The 16,223-nt window shown below is 54.8% G+C and carries 16 protein-coding genes; 3 read left to right on the forward strand and 13 right to left on the reverse strand.

Annotation, left to right across the window (positions count from 1 at the left end):
• Positions 1-36 precede the first annotated feature (36 nt).
• From PUV54_RS01325 to PUV54_RS01355, 7 genes are all read right to left on the reverse strand, one after another.
• Positions 37-417, reverse strand: coding sequence for a four helix bundle protein (locus PUV54_RS01325; RefSeq protein ID WP_274493714.1), 381 nt, complete (start codon positions 415-417; stop codon positions 37-39).
• Positions 418-457: 40 nt separating this feature from the next.
• The gene (locus tag PUV54_RS01330) at positions 458-1,057 is read right to left on the reverse strand and encodes an NADH-quinone oxidoreductase subunit C (protein ID WP_274493715.1); all 600 of its coding nucleotides are present in this window, start codon (positions 1,055-1,057) and stop codon (positions 458-460) included.
• 225 nt (positions 1,058-1,282) lie between these two features.
• Positions 1,283-1,852 carry a NuoB/complex I 20 kDa subunit family protein gene (locus tag PUV54_RS01335; RefSeq protein ID WP_274493716.1) on the reverse strand — a complete coding sequence of 190 codons (570 nt, stop codon included), beginning with the start codon at positions 1,850-1,852 and terminating at the stop codon, positions 1,283-1,285.
• Positions 1,843-2,238: an NADH-quinone oxidoreductase subunit A gene (gene ndhC, locus PUV54_RS01340; RefSeq protein WP_274493717.1), complete on the reverse strand. Its 396-nt coding sequence runs from the start codon at positions 2,236-2,238 to the stop codon at positions 1,843-1,845. Before ndhC ends, PUV54_RS01335 begins: the two co-directional genes overlap by 10 nt.
• Positions 2,239-2,397: 159 nt before the next feature.
• Positions 2,398-3,936, reverse strand: a complete 1,539-nt coding sequence (locus PUV54_RS01345; protein WP_274493718.1) for a CRTAC1 family protein — start codon at positions 3,934-3,936, stop codon at positions 2,398-2,400.
• Between the two features lie 133 nt (positions 3,937-4,069).
• Positions 4,070-4,645, reverse strand: a complete 576-nt coding sequence (locus PUV54_RS01350; protein WP_274493719.1) for a c-type cytochrome — start codon at positions 4,643-4,645, stop codon at positions 4,070-4,072.
• A 104-nt stretch (positions 4,646-4,749) separates the two neighbouring features.
• Positions 4,750-6,048, reverse strand: coding sequence for a CitMHS family transporter (locus PUV54_RS01355; protein WP_274493720.1), 1,299 nt, complete (start codon positions 6,046-6,048; stop codon positions 4,750-4,752).
• Positions 6,049-6,306: 258 nt separating this feature from the next.
• Here PUV54_RS01355 and PUV54_RS01360 point away from each other — a divergent pair, with 258 nt between their 5' ends.
• From PUV54_RS01360 to PUV54_RS01370, 3 genes are read left to right on the forward strand one after another with little or no spacing between them, the layout of a single operon-like run.
• Positions 6,307-7,473, forward strand: coding sequence for an NAD(P)/FAD-dependent oxidoreductase (locus tag PUV54_RS01360; RefSeq protein ID WP_274493721.1), 1,167 nt, complete (start codon positions 6,307-6,309; stop codon positions 7,471-7,473).
• Positions 7,474-7,492: 19 nt separating this feature from the next.
• Positions 7,493-8,089 carry an RNA polymerase sigma factor gene (locus PUV54_RS01365; RefSeq protein WP_274493722.1) on the forward strand — a complete coding sequence of 199 codons (597 nt, stop codon included), beginning with the start codon at positions 7,493-7,495 and terminating at the stop codon, positions 8,087-8,089.
• A gap of 1 nt (position 8,090) precedes the next feature.
• Entirely contained in the window at positions 8,091-9,029 is a 939-nt protein-coding gene (locus PUV54_RS01370) for a FecR family protein (RefSeq protein WP_274493723.1), read from the forward strand.
• Between the two features lie 22 nt (positions 9,030-9,051).
• Here the strand turns inward: PUV54_RS01370 and PUV54_RS01375 are convergent, their stop codons facing one another.
• From PUV54_RS01375 to PUV54_RS01400, 6 genes are all read right to left on the reverse strand, one after another.
• The gene (locus tag PUV54_RS01375; RefSeq protein ID WP_274493724.1) at positions 9,052-10,443 is read right to left on the reverse strand and encodes an MFS transporter; all 1,392 of its coding nucleotides are present in this window, start codon (positions 10,441-10,443) and stop codon (positions 9,052-9,054) included.
• 59 nt (positions 10,444-10,502) lie between these two features.
• On the reverse strand, positions 10,503-12,893 hold the full coding sequence (locus tag PUV54_RS01380; RefSeq protein ID WP_274493725.1) for a TonB-dependent receptor: 2,391 nt from the start codon (positions 12,891-12,893) through the stop codon (positions 10,503-10,505).
• A gap of 140 nt (positions 12,894-13,033) precedes the next feature.
• Positions 13,034-14,002 carry a fumarylacetoacetate hydrolase family protein gene (locus PUV54_RS01385; RefSeq protein WP_274493726.1) on the reverse strand — a complete coding sequence of 323 codons (969 nt, stop codon included), beginning with the start codon at positions 14,000-14,002 and terminating at the stop codon, positions 13,034-13,036.
• Entirely contained in the window at positions 13,999-14,436 is a 438-nt protein-coding gene (locus tag PUV54_RS01390) for a nuclear transport factor 2 family protein (protein WP_274493727.1), read from the reverse strand. The genes PUV54_RS01385 and PUV54_RS01390 overlap by 4 nt, the downstream gene beginning before the upstream one ends.
• A 5-nt stretch (positions 14,437-14,441) precedes the next feature.
• The gene (locus tag PUV54_RS01395; RefSeq protein WP_274493728.1) at positions 14,442-15,506 is read right to left on the reverse strand and encodes a malate/lactate/ureidoglycolate dehydrogenase; all 1,065 of its coding nucleotides are present in this window, start codon (positions 15,504-15,506) and stop codon (positions 14,442-14,444) included.
• A 91-nt stretch (positions 15,507-15,597) separates the two neighbouring features.
• The gene (locus PUV54_RS01400) at positions 15,598-16,218 is read right to left on the reverse strand and encodes a YceI family protein (protein WP_274493729.1); all 621 of its coding nucleotides are present in this window, start codon (positions 16,216-16,218) and stop codon (positions 15,598-15,600) included.
• Positions 16,219-16,223: the final 5 nt, after the last annotated feature.

Consider the following 16,223-nt stretch of genomic DNA (forward strand, 5'->3'; position numbering starts at 1 on the left):
GAGTAGTGCGTAGTTCGTTGTACGTAGAATTTCATATTATGTGTCGCTTCGTGACTTGCTCTGAACAGAATTGATTAATCCGCGCATCATTTTTCCAAGTTCGTCAGTTCTTTCCAGCAGGGACGTTACCCTGTCTGGATTGAGCATGCCTAGCCGGCCCGCCAAAATGATATGCGTTTCAAGCTCTTTGATAGAGCCCTGCGAAATTCGCAGAAACTGAATGAATGACCCGTCGCTGTCCCGGCCATAACCTTCAGCAATGTTTGCAGCGATTGAAACGGAACAGCGCCGCATTTGCGAAGTCATGCCGTATAGCTCTTCCTTCGGGAAAGCGCTTGTCGCTTCGTAACATATCTCGGCGAGGTCCATGGCTTTTTGCCAGACCTTGAGATTGCGAAATGAAACGTCATTCGTCATTTTCTGCCTTCCTACGCACTACTTACGACGCACTAAGCGCTCACTCAGCCTTTTCATCACCCGGCAACACATATTGCGCGCCTTCCCACGGGCTGAGGTAATCGAAATTGCGGTATTCCTGAACGAGCTTCACCGGCTCGTAGACGACGCGCTTTTGCTCATCGTCATAGCGCACCTCGACATGGCCGGTAAGCGGGAAGTCCTTGCGCAACGGGAAGCCTTCGAAACCATAGTCCGTCAGGATACGGCGCAGATCCGGGTGACCGGAGAAGACGACGCCATACATGTCGAATGCTTCACGCTCGAACCAGTCGGCGCACGGGTAAACGCCGGTGATCGTCGGGATCGATTCATCTTCCGCCACCTGCGCCTTCACCCTGATGCGCGTATTATTGTGCATGGAAAGCAAGTGATAGACGATATCGAACCTTTTCGACCGGCCCGGATAATCGACCGCCGTCAGATCGATCAGCACCAGAAACTTCGCCAGCGGATCGTCACGCAGGAAAGTTAAAACATGCGCAATGCGGTCGGCGCGGGCGTCAACCGTCAACTCGCCATATTCGACCCGCCATGAATGGATGTCGGCGTCAATGGTCGCGGCGATGTGCTCGCCCAGTTCTTTCAGTTCTTCAGTCATTTTCAGCTATCGTTTTGTTATGAAACCGTCTTAACCGCTCGAAGTGGTACGTAAAAAACAAACCGAACATTCCAAAGATATATACGGTTATAAACTGAAAAAAATTCAGTTCCGGTAATGCAAATTTTGCGAAGCAGTATGCGATCATGTGAGAAGCCATGAAGACTGGCGCATCTATACGCCAATCGGAGTAAGGTGGTCGCCCAAATAACGGCACCTTCTTCCTCACCGAACAATGCTCCCTTCACGGCGGATCTTCTTCTGCAGTTGCAGCACGCCATAGACGAGTGCTTCCGCCGTCGGCGGGCAGCCCGGCACATAGATATCCACCGGCACGACGCGATCGCAACCGCGCACCACCGCATAGGAATAATGATAATAGCCGCCGCCATTGGCGCAGGAGCCCATGGAGATGACGTAGCGCGGGTTCGGCATCTGGTCGTAAACCTTGCGCAAGGCCGGCGCCATCTTGTTGGTGAGCGTGCCGGCGACGATCATTACATCCGACTGGCGTGGGGATGCGCGCGGCGCGAAGCCGAAGCGTTCAAGGTCGTAACGCGGCATCGACGCCTGCATCATTTCAACGGCGCAACAGGCAAGCCCGAAGGTCATCCACATGAGTGAACCCGTGCGGGCCCAGTTGATCAACGCGTCTGCGGGCGCGGTGAAAAACCCGCGGTCCGCAAGCTGGTCTGAAAGCTCGCCAAAGAACGGATCTTTCGCTGTCGGGTTATAGCCCGGCGACCCGGCGCGCGCGGCGGTGCCATAGGGAAGTTTCGTTTCTTCTAGCGCCATTCCAGCGCTCCTTTCTTCCACTCGTAGAGGAAGCCCACAGCGAACACCAAGAGGAATACAAACATCGACCAGAAGGCGAAAATCTGAAATCCGCGATCCATGCCGAGTTCGGGATTGAACAGCGCCACTGCCCAGGGGAAAAGGAACGCCACGTCGAGATCGACGATGATGAACAGGATCGCGACGATATAGAACTGAACGTCGAACTTCATCCGCGCGTCATCAAAGGCGTTGAACCCGCATTCATAGGTCGAGACTTTTTCAGGATCGGGCTCGTTCGGGGCGATGATCGCCGGGGCCACGAGAAAACCGATGGCCAGCGCCGTCGCAATCCCGAAAAAGACGAGAATGGGCAGCCAGTCGAGCAAAAATTCAGGGGTCGCCATGTGGCGCAGCTCCTTTACTTAAAGGGCGGCGGGACCGCCCCTCTTCAATGCTGGCCGGAACCTAGAAAGCTGCGCCGCCAAACGCAACGCGATTCCGGGCCGGTGAGGCTGAAAATCGCAGGGATTTTGGCGATTTATGGCTCGGACCGGACGCGCGTCCTAGCCCTCAACAATCGCAAGGGTGCTGTTCCACTCTGCGACCGGCATCGTCTGAACCGTGCCGGAGGGCCATCTGACCGTAAGCTCGACCGCCTCAGCCCCTTTGCCGAGCCCGAAATGCTGGACGAGGTCGCTCTGGCTGCGCCAGCCGGAATGGGTGGCGACCTCACGAATCTGAAGCTTTTCGGCGCCGTCCTGCTGGTAACGCAGCTCCAGCCGCGCGCCGACGCCCGAGCGGTTTGACGCGGTTCCTTCGAGCGAAACCTTCAGCCAGTCGCCGCTGGCGAAGTTGTTTTCGATCAGCACGTTTTCCTCAAGCCCGGCGCCGGGCCGGTTCGGCCAGTTGCCAATCAGAATATCGAGATCGCCGTCGAGATCGGTGTCAGCGATGGCGACCGATGCGCTGTGATGCAGGGAAGCCGAGTAGGCTTCGGGCGCCAGCCGCGAAAAGTTTCCCGATCCGTCGTTGAGATAGATATGACTCGACGCGCCCCAGTTCGCGGAAACAATGTCAAGATCGCCGTCATTGTCGAGATCACCAAAGCTGACAGCGTATGTGAACCCCGGCTCTCGCGTCGCTGCGCCAGCATCCGATGCTTCGAACGCACCGTCGCCGCGGTTGAGATAAAGCTTGTTCGCCAGACCGGAAAGATTGCCAACGTAAACATCAAGATCGCCGTCATTGTCCACATCGCCCAGCGCAACCGACATGGGCAGTGTCGGATCCTCCGCGAAAGCATCCGCATCGACGCGCGTGAAATTGAAATCACCATCGTTGCGGTACAATGCGAGGCGATTGAGTTCAGGATTATTTGGTGAGCGATTGGCGACAAACAAATCCTGATCGCCGTCATTGTCATAGTCCGCCCACGAGGCGCCGCCCGTCGGCTGGTCCTGCATCGCCGGAACCTGATCTTCTATTTTGACAAAGCGCTCGCCATTCTCATTACGGTAGAGATAATTGACGCCCGTATGGCTGAGGCCGCCATTGGAAACATAAACGTCGAGAAAGCCATCATTGTCAGCGTCCGCAGCGGCTACGGAATAAGACCAGCCGCCGTCAGTCGTCAGCGGCTGCGTTTCCATCGAAACGAAACTGACTTCTTCGCCACCTCTTTGCTTGACGAAGTAGTTCCGTTGATCGCGCTGGTTAGCAAGAAACCCGTCGAGGTCGCCGTCATTATCATAGTCGGCCCAGGCGCTGCCTGAACCGAACCCTTCGATCTCACTTAGACCCGGCAACGCCATCGCCACAAAAGTCCCGCCGCGATTTTCGTAGAATTTATTTTCCTGCGGCGCCGGTTCCTCCAACTGAACATTATAGCCGTTGGTGACGATAATGTCGGGATCGCCATCCGAATCAATATCAGCGAAAGATACGCCGCCGGTGCTGGCGCGGTCGGTTGTTAAAGGCGGCATCGCCACTTCGGAAAAGCTGCCGCGCACGACAGTCGCTTCACTTTGCGTGTTGCATGCTGCGGCGCTGAGCACGCAAATAAGCGAAAAACCCGCAACAGAAAAGGAATGACGGTTTTGCATGAGAACCCCCTCCAGCGTTTCTCATCACCGGCCATGCCGGCAAATGAAAAATTCACTAAACGCTTTTGAACGAGATTCCGCGTCCCTTAGCGGCAAGCCGCATCACAATCGCGATAAGCTGAGTTCAGGTCGATCAATTCCTGTCGACCGGCGCCTCATCAAGCGTTTCGGTGGGGACCTCCCCTTCACGACCGCGTGATAAATAATCGTCCCAGTCTTCCATTTCCCAAAATCGCTGATCTAGCAGGCTGTCAGCGATGTTTTCGGGTAATGATTCGGGCGTCAGTTTCTTTTGCGCTTCACGGTCCGCAGCAAACGCAGCGAGATCGGCAATCTCTTCCGCCGTGAGATAGATGGTGTAGCCGAGTTCAACCGACTGCAATTCGATCATCGCGGGCGCGCCGCGCCACATGCGGGCGGCGAAATCAAGCGGGTCGACTTGAGGGTCGCCAATATGGGCGTCAAGCGCCGGCGCAGCCTTGCCGCCAACGCCGTTCGCCGAATGACAGATCACGCATCCTTTTTCCACAAACAGCTCGCGGCCATGGGCGGGATCCACCTGGCGCTTAACCGCAGGGCGCAGGCTGACCCGTGCCGGAGACGCTGCATTTTCTGTCCGGGCGTTCGAGTTGGACGCAGGCGCGCTTGTTTCCGCGCCGCAGGCGGCGAGAAAAGTGGATAACGTGGCGGCGGCGATATGTGTCCGCATGTGGCAGGCCCCCATTTCTTTCAGACCATTTTCGCGCCGTTTTAGGCGCACTGCAACGGGGTCATGATGAAAGTCAGGAAATGCTTAACCGCTTGCAGACAGGGCTAGTGAAAGACGCCGAGCAATCCCGCGACAGCCATCAGCGCCAATGAGAAAGCCCACATGGGTAACAGGGAATACCGGATATGGCGTCCCATCTCGAGGCCGGAAAGCCCAAGCGCCAGCCAAAGGGCCGGCGAAAACGGCGAGATGAATGTACCCACAATATTTCCGATCATCAGCGCGTAAACGACGCTTTCCGGTGATGCGCCGTGCGGGGCGACGATTTCATTCACGACCGGCAGCAGCCCAAAATAATAAGCGTCGGTGTTTAATACCAACTCCCACGGCACGCCGAACACGCCCAGCAAAAAGTGGAGATTAGGCGCGACCGCATCCGGCAAAAGATGACCTGCGTCATTTGCAATGGCGCTGAGCATTCCCGAACCATCCATCACGCCGAGAAACGATCCCGCCGCAAGAATGATGGCGCCCATTGTAATGGCGTTGGGCGCATGCACCGCGATCGCAGCCATTTGCGCTTTGGCGCCCGCGTAATTGACGGGCAACGCAAGCGACAATCCGATGAGAAAAACGTAAGCCGCCGGAAGAACGCCCATGATCAGCGCCGCCATAACGGCGATAAAAATTGCAACGTTAAAGGCGATCTTTACGGGCGACAATGAAAGCGCCGGCTGCTTTTCTTCATTCTCTTCAACCGTTGCTGCTTTTGTTTGCAGCGGGAGGCGCGCGATGCGGAGTTGTTCAAACCAGCCGAGTGTTGCAGCGAAAACGACAAGCATGACGGCCCCGACACCCTGAACCGCTATCAAGGGCCGCCAAAGTTCTGCAGAATCTACGCCGATTACAGCAGCGGCGCGGCCCAACGGCCCTGCCCAGGGCATCATGTTGAAGATGCCTGCACCGATCGCAAGCAACAAAAGCATCAGATAAAGGCTCATTCTGAGACGCAGATAAACTGGCGCAAGAGCAGGAACAGTCAGCAGGAATGTCGTTGCGCCTGCTCCATCAAGATGAGCGAGCATGCCTGCGATACTCGTTCCCACCGCCACAGCGATGACATTACCGCGCGTCATGCGAATTAGAAAATTGATCAGTGGCCGAAACAAACCGGCGTCCTGCATGGCGCCGAAAAACAAAATCGCGAAAATGAACATCGCCGCCACGGGGGCGACCTTCGCAAGGCCGGCAGAAAAGAACCCTGTAATCTCTGGCGCGCCAAACCCGGCTATGAGGGCGCCGACCAGCGGCGGCAATGTCAGGCCGACCACGGGGCTGATCCGGCCGCTCAATAGCGCCGCAACAACAGCCGCAATTATGGCAAGGCCGATGACTGTCAGCATGAGGTATTATTCATCCGATCAGACCGGCCCGAGCTGATCCCGCCGCCGCGAAGCAGCGATCATACATCAAGCTTTGAGGATGCGAACCACGTTTTTTCAAGTGAAAACTGCGCCATCCGGAGGGTTGGCGCTAACGGTAGCTGCAATCGCTCCCCGTCAGGCCAACTCGTAACGGTACGCCTTGAAAAGCACATGGCGGGGGTGCTTGCGCCAGACGTCTTAAGGGGTTCATGCCGAAATGCGCAACGAGATTTAGGTTTGAAGCGTACAGCACCCGAAACACATGATTGCGACTGTGTCGTTATTGGCGCCGGAGTCGTCGGCCTTGCTTGCGCGGCGCAGCTTGCACGCGCCGGGCGGGAAGTGCTGGTTCTCGAAAAAAACAACATGATTGGCAGCGAAACATCGTCCCGAAACAGCGAAGTAATCCATGCGGGAATTTATTACCCACCCCAATCTCTTAAAGCGCAAACCTGTATCTCAGGGCGTCGCCTTCTCATTCAATATGTGAAGGAGCGGCATATTGATTTTCATCTGTGCGGCAAACTGATTGTCGCTACCAATGATGACGAAGTGATCACCTTAGAAAAGTTACACACGAACGCCCGCGATTCCGGCGTCAGCAATCTGGAATGGATTGACCAATCGCAACTGTCGACGGTGGAACCGGCGTTGTCAGCCACGGCTGCGCTACTCTCACCCGGTACCGGTATTGTCGACAGCCATCATTTCATGACGTCGCTACATGGCGATCTCGAAGACCAAGGCGGCATGATCGCCTTTGGAACCTCTGTAGACAGCGGAACTGTTGAGAACGACAAAATCGTTCTTTTCACGGATACCGCGAAACTTAAGTGCGAAACCGTTGTGAACGCAGCTGGATTGTACGCGCCTGCGCTCGCCGGAACGATTGAAGGGGTCAATGTTAGATCGCTACCGAGACAGCACCTTGCGAAAGGGTCGTACTTTACTTCTTCCGAACGATCGCCTTTTCGACGTTTGATTTACCCGGCGCCTGCTGACGGTGGACTTGGCGTGCACGTAACACTCGACCTTGCTGGCAGAATGAGGTTTGGACCGGATGTCGAGTGGCTTGAGGAAGATAATCCGTCAGCCGCAGATTATCGCGTTGAACACGGCCGTGCTGATAGGTTTTATCATGCAATACGAAAATACTGGCCGGGCCTGCCTGATGGCGCCCTGGCGCCGGACTACGCAGGCATTCGGCCCAAATTGAGCCCAAAGGGCGCTCCTGCTGCGGACTTTCAAATCCAGGATGAACGTGAACATGGCGTTCCTGGTCTGATCAATCTTTTCGGTATTGAAAGCCCCGGGCTGACCGCGTCACTCGCTTTGGCGGAAATCGTTCTCGACAGAACTCAAAACAACCCACGGTCGTTTGATCTGGTTGGGGGCGGCGCGTAATATCGTCGGAATTGCAAGCATGGTGACTGCCGGTCAGGCGCCGAAATGGGCGGGATTTCATATGGCGGAGCGAGACAATCGCGACGGAAAGGAGCAGGATCTCGCCGCCCCGCATTCCAGCGAAAAAGCCGGAGAGTTGGAAGCCGTCTTCCTGGCCACCCGCCCTGAGCTCAAATCCTTCATTCAAAGGCGCATTGACGACCCGCAGATGGCGGATGACCTCGTCCAGGACGTCTACATAAGGGCGGCAAGGTCGGAAAATTCCAACGAAATCCGGCAGCCGCGGGCGTTACTTTTTTCCATCGCCCTTAATCTTTTGCGCGACCGTTTCCGGAAAAAGAAAGTCCGCCGGGAAACACAGATCGATCGCGTGGAATGGGTGTCGGGAGAACCTGCGGAAACGCCGGAAGAAGCCCTCATCAGGGGGATCGAAAGCGAAAGAGTGCGCGCCGTGTTTGATGAAGCGACGGAAAGACAACAGGCGATATTTGTCATGCATTGGCAACAAGGCCTGGTCTATGCCGAGATTTCAAAACGATTGAATATTTCTGTACGGACCGTTGAGCGCGATATGAGCCGAATTGTGAAACGAATGTTGCTGGAGCTTGAGAGTTAAAATGGGTATCGAAAATCTCATCCAACGCTGGCGTCGCCGAAGGCAACTTGCTCAGATTGCGAAAAATTTTGCTCATGAAGGCGGTTTGTCGGGCAGGAACACAGAAACGCTACCAGAAATCGAAAACCTGAGATCAGTGCTCCGCGAGGCTGAGCCACTACCGATGCCGGCTGCATATGTTGCTAGCCGAACTGATGCTGCTCCTCGTATGAACTGGTCTGTTCCGGCTTTGCGGCTTGCGTTGGCAGGCGGTGCAGCAGCGACCATCGCAGCTTTCAGTATAATCGTCTTCACGCCGCCAGCCGCCACCGAGTACGCGACCCGTGTAGGAGAAACAACGACTGTGGCGCTACAGGATGGAAGCGAACTTTTCCTGAGCGGAAATACATCGGCAAGCGTTCGCTTTACCAAAAACGCCAGGTCAATAACGCTGAATTCAGGCGAAGCGACATTTGATGTCGCGCATGACCCAGCGCGACCGTTCTCAGTTGACGCGTTAAACACGACGATTGTCGCCGTTGGCACCGAATTCAATGTGTCTCGCCGCGACAATGTCGAGGTAGACGTATTGGAGGGGCGCGTTCTTGTTAGCCTGGCTCAAAATACAAGCGATCCTGTCTCGGTTTCAGCCGGCGGTCGGGCCATCGCAAATATGGAGACAGGCGACATTGATCTCGCGAGTGCAGAAACCGAACGCATCAGGTCGTTACAAAGAGGCCGGCTCTATTTTGACAACACGCCTCTATCCGAAGCGTTTGAAGAGTTTGAGCCTTTTTCACCCTTAAGGGCCCGCATTACTGATGCGACTCTCGCCAACTTAACTGTCAGTGGATCGTTCGACATTGCAGGCATCGAAGATTTCATTTTATCGGTTGAGCAAGCTCTTAACGCGAATGTCCGTCGCAGCGGCCACGTGGTTGTCGTCAGCCCCTCCCCTTAACGCGCTCTGAACAAACCTTTGATTAGCCCGTCGCGCGGAAGGACTTCTCCAGAAGTCCGTCTTCTTCGATTATCCGACGAATTTCAGCGTGCTTTTTGCGGTCAATCGGAAATTGCCAAAACAGAATGGCGCCAATGATATAAAGCGGCGCCGGCGCGACGAGGTAAAGCATCCTGATGACAGGTGCGAGACTGTCCTTGCTCACAGCAGGATCATCAAAGCCGAAAAAAGCCAGCACGGGTAATGCAAGACCGATCGCGAAAGCATGCACGAGTTTTTGCATCAGGCTCCAACTCGCAAAATGCAAACCGTATCGCATCCGCCCTTTCTGGACAGCGTCATAGTCAACCGCATCCGCAATGACCGCCGCCGGGAGAACCAGATACCCCGCCGCCGCGAGCCCTACAAAAAACTCGATAACAACAAACGTCCAGCCTTGCCCAGGCCCCAAGGGAACAGCAAAAATCATCAAGATCGCCACCGCCAGAATAAGGGACGCAGCAACGCTTCGGTGCTTGCCAAGGGTTTTACTTAAAGCCACCCATAAAGGCGTGCCGATGATGACGCCGCTAAACGCGGCAAACAATACATACCCCACGACCTCGGGCTGCTTGAGCACATACGTCGCGTAGTACACTGTCATGGCGTTTTGAATGCCCTTCGCCAGCCCCATGCAAACATAGGAGATCAAGACGAGCACAAACGGCCTCGTGAACTCCGCAGAACGAATCCGTGACAACAATCCTGTCTGTGGTTGCTTAGAAATTTGCTTTTCAGCCGGACGATCAGGAAATGACGTTGATGCGATCAGTACTGCCAGCGGCATTGCAATCATGACCGCGCCGCCGACCATCGCCATCACAAATCGGTCAATAGAGTCATGTCCGAAAAACATTGCGGCGAGGATCGGTATGCTTGCGGCGCCGACAATACCGAGATTTGTAAAGGTCTCGCGCATGCCCGACAGTACGGCGCGGCGGTCATAGTTCGTAATCGTTTCCGCGCCCCATGCCTGATACGGAATTTGGATACAGGTCCACCCGAAGAATACAGTCGTCGTTGCGATAAAAAGATGAGCGGCGCCGGCGCCTTCAGGAGGCATGAACATCATCCAGGCGCCAAATACAAAGATCGGCGCACCGATAAACATCCATGTTCGGCGTCTGCCAAATTTGATACGTGTCCGATCGGACATCCACCCGACAAGCGGGTCAGTAATGACATCCAGCAGGCGGGAATAAAGCAAAATCATGCCGACAAGAGCGGCGGAAATACCAACGACGTCGTTATAAAAAAAAGGCAGGAAAGCGTTTACCGGGATCAGCATGACCGCGAGCGGCAAGGCCGGCAGACTATATCCCAAGATACGAAAGAGCCCAGGCGATGCGCCTGCAGCCGGTTGATCTGTTTTCATGCTGCGCTTTCTAAAAACCACCGCCGGCATTTAAGCCGGCGGCGGCCCAGGGAGGGAGGTTAGAGCCTGCCCGTCAGGGACACGCCGAATGTCCGCGGCGCGCCATACCAAGTCGCTGTGCCGTAAAAGCCTGCGCTGCGCAGCACGTTCACGGCATAGGCCTTGTCGGTGATGTTCTTCGCCCAAACATCTACCGTCAGGTTTCCTCCAGGCAGCGTGTAACCAACCTTGCCGGAGAGCGTCGCGAAACCGTCCTGCGATCGCGTGTCATAGTTGAACTCATCGAAGAATACTTTCGATTGATAACTGACATCGCCTCGGATCAGAAAAGCGCTTTCATTACCGAGATCCCACTCATATTGAGCTCCGCCGGATAGTTGCAGTTCCGGCGCACGGGACAACCGGTTGCCTGCAAGATCAATAACCGCCATTGGCATGGCGCTGTCAGGGTCGGTTGTCAGGAACTCGCCAAACTCTGCATCCAGCCATGAGACGTTCAGGTTAAGCGAAAATTCGTCTGTAGGGTTCAGATCGAACTGTCCTTCGAGACCCTTGATGTCAGCTTTCGCCGCGTTGGATACGCCGCTGATTATGCCGCTCACGAGAGCACGAACCTGCAGGTCGCTATAATCGTAATAGAAACCGGTAAGGTTCGCCGTGACCAAGCCGTCACCCCAGGTGGAACGCAACCCGACTTCATAGCTGTTGATTTTTTCAGGATCAAAACCCGGCACAGCCGTTGACGTTGCGTTAAACCCGCCTGACTTGAAACCTTTTGTATAGGACGCGTACAACATGACGTTATCCGCAGGCGTATACTCAAGAGCCACGCGAGGCGTAAAAGCGCTCCAGTCTTCGGAGGCTGTGGTGAATGGACTTGGCGTCGCGCCCGCTGTCCGCACCCTCGCCTCTTTATCCTCACCGCTCCAACGCGCGCCAACGGTCAGGCCAAGCTGATCAGCCAGCCGCAATGTCGCCTGTCCGAAAACCGCGTAGGCGTTGACTGTAGTGAACCCGTTGGGAACGACCCTCGTTGACGGCAAAATGTTGATATCAAAAAGTGTTGAGGCTTCTTCATTAAGATAGAAACCGCCAATTAACCAATCAAAACCATCACCGCCGCCGTAGATTTGCAGTTCTTGCGTGATTGTATCCGAATCTTCGTTTTCAGGATCGACAAAAGAATGCGCGTTGTCACTTGCATCCAAGTCAAGCGAGAGCATGAATTCGCTATGACGATAAGCGGTGATCGACTTTATATTGACCCCATCCAGCGCCAGATCCGCCGTCGCACTGACGCCATAGGCTTTTGTATAGGTGCGTGCAGGATAATCCTTGCTGACAATGAAGGGATCATCAAAGAAGGTTGCCCCAGCCGAACCGCCGCCGGGTTCGGTGACCCGGAAACCTTGCCCGCGCGTGCTGTCTTCTCTGCTGATATCACCCGCAACAAGAACCGAAAAATTATCGGCCGGTTCAAGAAGCAATTGTCCGCGCACGCCCCAGATGTCCTGATCGTCCAGATCAGAGCCATCAAATGCGTTTTCGGTAAACCCGTCACGCTTTGCACGGAAACCTGTCAGCCTCATTGCGACGCCTTCGGCAAGAGGGCCGCTTACAGTTGCATCACCGCGAAGCTGGTTATAGTTGCCGTAGGTAAAACGGGCAGACGCTTCAAATTCATCCGTCGGTTTTGCCGAAATGATATTCAAGACGCCGCCGGTTGCGTTCCGGCCATAAAGCGTTCCTTGCGGACCTTTCAGAACTTCGACCCGCTCGACGTCAAAAAATTCCTGATAAGCGGACATGGGGCGCGTCAAGTAAACGCCGTCAAGGTGAACAGCAACACTGGAATCCGACCCAATCGTCAGCGTACCATTGCCGATGCCTCGGATGTACGGTTGTCCGAAGACAACATTCGACCCCATGGTAAAACCCGGCGTTCTCAGCTGCAGATCCTGCACGTTTTGCACGCCTTGATTATCCAGATCTTCTCCGCTGAATGCCTGAACGGAAAGCGCCACATCCTGAAGGTCCTGCTCTTTCTTCTGCGCTGTAACGACAATGCGATCGCGTCCTGTAGAACCGCCTGAGCCCGTGACCTGCGTGCCGCCGGAAGTTGTTTCATCCTGAATAAAAGCAGCTTTGCGTACGACCGCCGTGCGGTCATTGACCATCGCATATTCAAGACCAGTGCCTTTCAATGCCTGGTCCAACGCACCTGACGGCGAATCCGTCTCGTGTACAGCGTTCGCCACAACGCCATCAAGGTCGTTGTTTGCATATAAAATCTGCAAGCCTGAGCTACTGGAAATGCCGTCCAGCGTTTTCGCCGCATCCTGAGAAGGATAAGCGTCAATTTTCTGTTCGTTCGCCAATACGGGATGGCCATAAGCTGCAGCCAGCAAGATCGAACCCGCAAGCAGGCGTTTTTTCAATGTTGAGCGCATACTGAGCGCCTTCGCTTTCGCACAATTCCCGTGCGTCACATTATGCATTACACCCTCCCGTTATACGGTTTTATTTATCGTTTCGCATAGTGTTAAGACGCGCATCCCTTTTTCAGCCGCCACTCAATGCAACACTTTTTCTAAGTAGCGACAGGATTCGCCAAAACGCCTATTCCTTCGACATCGAATTCAAGCAATACCCCCGGCGAAAGCCACCGGTTCAGCTCAATACCGCTGCCGTTTTCAATACAGCCGCTTGAAATAACCTCTCCGGGAACCAGCGTTTCACCCGCGCTCGCAAAGCTGATTATGGATGGCCAGTCAAACGCCGCGCCAGCGATTGTCGTCTTCGACCAGACTTCTCCATTGACGCGAATTTCCGCGCGCTGAGTAGATGGAAAAAATTCATCTGCTGTGACGATCACAGGGCCAATTTTCATGCCCCCGTCAAAACCTTTTCCTTTGCACGGACCAATCCCGAACGGCATCTCCTGCAATTGCGGCAGGCGGGCGCTGACATCATTGAGAATGGTGAAACCAAAAATCGCAGCTTTCGCACTTTCCTGACCAAGGTTTGCCCCGCCGGACCCGAGGACCGCTGCAATCTCACATTCAAAATCTAGATATTGGGCGTAGTTCGGCCAGATAATGTCGTCGCCGGGGCCACCCAGGGATTTGTGATTTCCCCTGCAAAAATACGGATGCTCAAAAAATAGTGGCGGTGGCGTATCCGGGAAATCCGACGGCGCCTTAACACCAAGCTCACGCTCAGCAAGTAATGCCGCGGCTTGGCGTGCTTGAACGAAATGCCCTGGGTAAACTGTACACAATCGCAAGGCTGGCGGATCGGGAAGCGGGCAAGCCAGCATCGCAGGAGAATAGCTTATGACGTATTGCGAACCCTCACTTTGTGACGCTTCATCCAGACATTTTTGCGCTGATAACAGTGCGTCAGCGCCGCCCTCTATAAGCGTATTCATGTCTTCAAAAAAATGAATTGGTTCGCCCAGGGTTTCCGCTAGGCCAACCAGATCCGCAATATCGCCAGACTGTGTAAGCGCGCCAAGCTTAACCTGACCAGATACTGTTCTATAGCGAAGCAGTTTCATCGCGGCTCAGCCGCCCAGCTAAAAACGGAACTCACCACTCTGGAACGAAACCGCCAGTTTCCATCACTGTGTTGCAACGTATCTTTGTAATCCGCAACGACAATCAAAAACGGCGCGCCGCCTTCCTTCGGGCCGCGAATACCTATGCCGGTTGATTTGACATCAATCCGGTCTGCCTGGTTACACACAACCGCTATGTTGCCAACAATGTGCCGACTTGCAAAAGGCCTATCACCCCGCCATCTGGCGAGAATGGCTTCCCGGCCTTGCAACACTTCACGTTTTTGATCACCGCTCAACGCAGGCAAATCCATTGTCGCGTCCGCACAAAACAATTGCCCTAATTGTTTTAAGTCTCCCTGATCGACTGCGTTCGCGAATTCGGTCAGCAGCGCCGTCGCCGTGTGAAGCGCTCTCATTTCATTGTCAGACACCAAACTCATCCCTGATCAGCGCAACGGTTTAATTCGCTAGCCGAAACGCCCAGATTTTCGCCGGTTTCTTCCAACAAGCGCCAGGCGCCGTCGGACATTTCAAAACCTTCCGCCAATCTTTTCCGGCGCGCTATTGCCTCAGGCTCGCCTGGAGAAAGGACTTTATCCTGACCGGGCGCAGGCGGTGTTTGCTTCAGCCAGTCAAGCAGCGTTTCGGATTCTTTTTGCAACACCTCCTGCGGCATAAATTTTTCTGGATCGAATACGATGCTAAGCATATTGTTGATGATTTTGTCGGGCGCCTGACGGTCTGGCCCGCAGGCGTTTCCCGCGAGCGCCCCTCCTAGCAGTTCGCACATCACAGATAACGCGTAGCCTTTGTGCCCCGCCATTGGCAGAAGCGCGCCAAGCGGCGCTTCAAAAAGCCTGGCGGCATCTGTTGTTTGCACGCCATCAGCATCGCACAACGCTCCTTCAGGGGCTGGCTTTCCTGCTTCATAAGCAAGCCGCACTTTTCCTGCGGCGAAGGCGGACGTTGCAAAGTCGCATATCACAGGCGCCTCCCCGTTAGTCCGGGGAAAGCCAATACAAACAGGATTTGTCGTAAGGCGCGCCTCGCGACCAAAATGCGGCGCAACGAGGGACCGGGAAATAGCGCCGACGAAATGCACGGAAACAAATCCCGCATCCGCACATTGTTCACCCCATGCCCCGATACGACCAAGGTGAAATGAGTTTGCAAGAGACGCGATGCAAACCCCCTCTCTTGCCGCAATGTCACAGGCGGACGCCATAGCTTCGCGTCCTATGCGCTGGCCTAAACCGGCATTTCCATTGATTTTCAAAATTGAACCGAGCTGGCGGGCTTCGAGTTCAGCGTTGAGTACAAGCTGACCTGCCTCTGCAGAGCGCGCATACATGTACAAAACGCCAATACCGTGGCTGTCATGGCCTGAAAGATTTGCGTCGGTCAGCCCTTCGGCCCCAATTTGTGCTTCATCATCGTCCGCCCCCATGGCGAGCAAAAGGCTTTTTGCAACAGCAATTGACGTGGCTTTAGTCAGGCGCAATGCGGCGAGCCCCTTTTTTCACTTAGCCCCTAAGACGCGCACCCTCTCCTCTCCCGCCACCTTGCCTGCTCGCCAATCAGCACCAGGGCGCTCACTCATCCTGCTGTTCTTGCGCGTAAATAAACTCACCACTGAATGAAAACCGGACCTCATCACCAACATCAGGGGTGAATGCTGACATCCCCCACGTCGACCGGTCGAGACTGCCTGACGCTTCGAATCCGAGCACCTGAGCGTTTTCAAACCTGTTCACCCCCGCGCCAACGAGGTTCACATCAAACTCCACCGGGTGTGTTTGCCCCGCCATGGACAGTTGACCGCCGATTGATGCGCTATTGCCGGGCGTGATGTTGAGACTACCCATTTCAAAGGTGATTTCTGGCGCTATCGCCGAGTTCAGCATGGATGCGCCTTTTAGAAAATTGTCCAGCGCATCAACATTTGTATCAACGCCAACCCCGTTGATTTCGACGATAAGCTGGGCCTCTTCAGGGTTAGCCGGATCAATGGTCAGCGTTGCATCAACCTCGTTGAAGCGGCCAACAATGTGCGAAAATCCGAGATGATCAACACGAAACAGCAATGAGAAATGATTTGGATCCAGACGATAAACGCCAGCAGGCGCCTCAGACGCTGATAATGCAGCACCGACGCTCGGCGTGAGTGTTCCCAATGCCAATAAAATGCTCGCCAATATCGACCGAAACGACATGGATC

Origin of the sequence: Hyphococcus flavus, from assembly GCF_028748065.1 — a bacterium.
GTDB lineage: Bacteria > Pseudomonadota > Alphaproteobacteria > Caulobacterales > Parvularculaceae > Hyphococcus > Hyphococcus flavus.

Coding starts and splice junctions, on each gene's coding strand:
- PUV54_RS01345 (WP_274493718.1), bottom strand. CDS start 3,936: ATGCAAAACCGTCATTCCTTTTCTGTTGCGGGTTTTTCGCTTATTTGC.
- PUV54_RS01380 (WP_274493725.1), bottom strand. CDS start 12,893: ATGCGCTCAACATTGAAAAAACGCCTGCTTGCGGGTTCGATCTTGCTG.
- PUV54_RS01335 (WP_274493716.1), bottom strand. CDS start 1,852: ATGGCGCTAGAAGAAACGAAACTTCCCTATGGCACCGCCGCGCGCGCC.
- PUV54_RS01350 (WP_274493719.1), bottom strand. CDS start 4,645: ATGCGGACACATATCGCCGCCGCCACGTTATCCACTTTTCTCGCCGCC.
- PUV54_RS01385 (WP_274493726.1), bottom strand. CDS start 14,002: ATGAAACTGCTTCGCTATAGAACAGTATCTGGTCAGGTTAAGCTTGGC.
- PUV54_RS01370 (WP_274493723.1), top strand. CDS start 8,091: ATGGGTATCGAAAATCTCATCCAACGCTGGCGTCGCCGAAGGCAACTT.
- PUV54_RS01375 (WP_274493724.1), bottom strand. CDS start 10,443: ATGAAAACAGATCAACCGGCTGCAGGCGCATCGCCTGGGCTCTTTCGT.
- PUV54_RS01400 (WP_274493729.1), bottom strand. CDS start 16,218: ATGTCGTTTCGGTCGATATTGGCGAGCATTTTATTGGCATTGGGAACA.
- ndhC (WP_274493717.1), bottom strand. CDS start 2,238: ATGGCGACCCCTGAATTTTTGCTCGACTGGCTGCCCATTCTCGTCTTT.
- PUV54_RS01355 (WP_274493720.1), bottom strand. CDS start 6,048: ATGCTGACAGTCATCGGCCTTGCCATAATTGCGGCTGTTGTTGCGGCG.
- PUV54_RS01325 (WP_274493714.1), bottom strand. CDS start 417: ATGACGAATGACGTTTCATTTCGCAATCTCAAGGTCTGGCAAAAAGCC.
- PUV54_RS01365 (WP_274493722.1), top strand. CDS start 7,493: ATGGTGACTGCCGGTCAGGCGCCGAAATGGGCGGGATTTCATATGGCG.
- PUV54_RS01330 (WP_274493715.1), bottom strand. CDS start 1,057: ATGACTGAAGAACTGAAAGAACTGGGCGAGCACATCGCCGCGACCATT.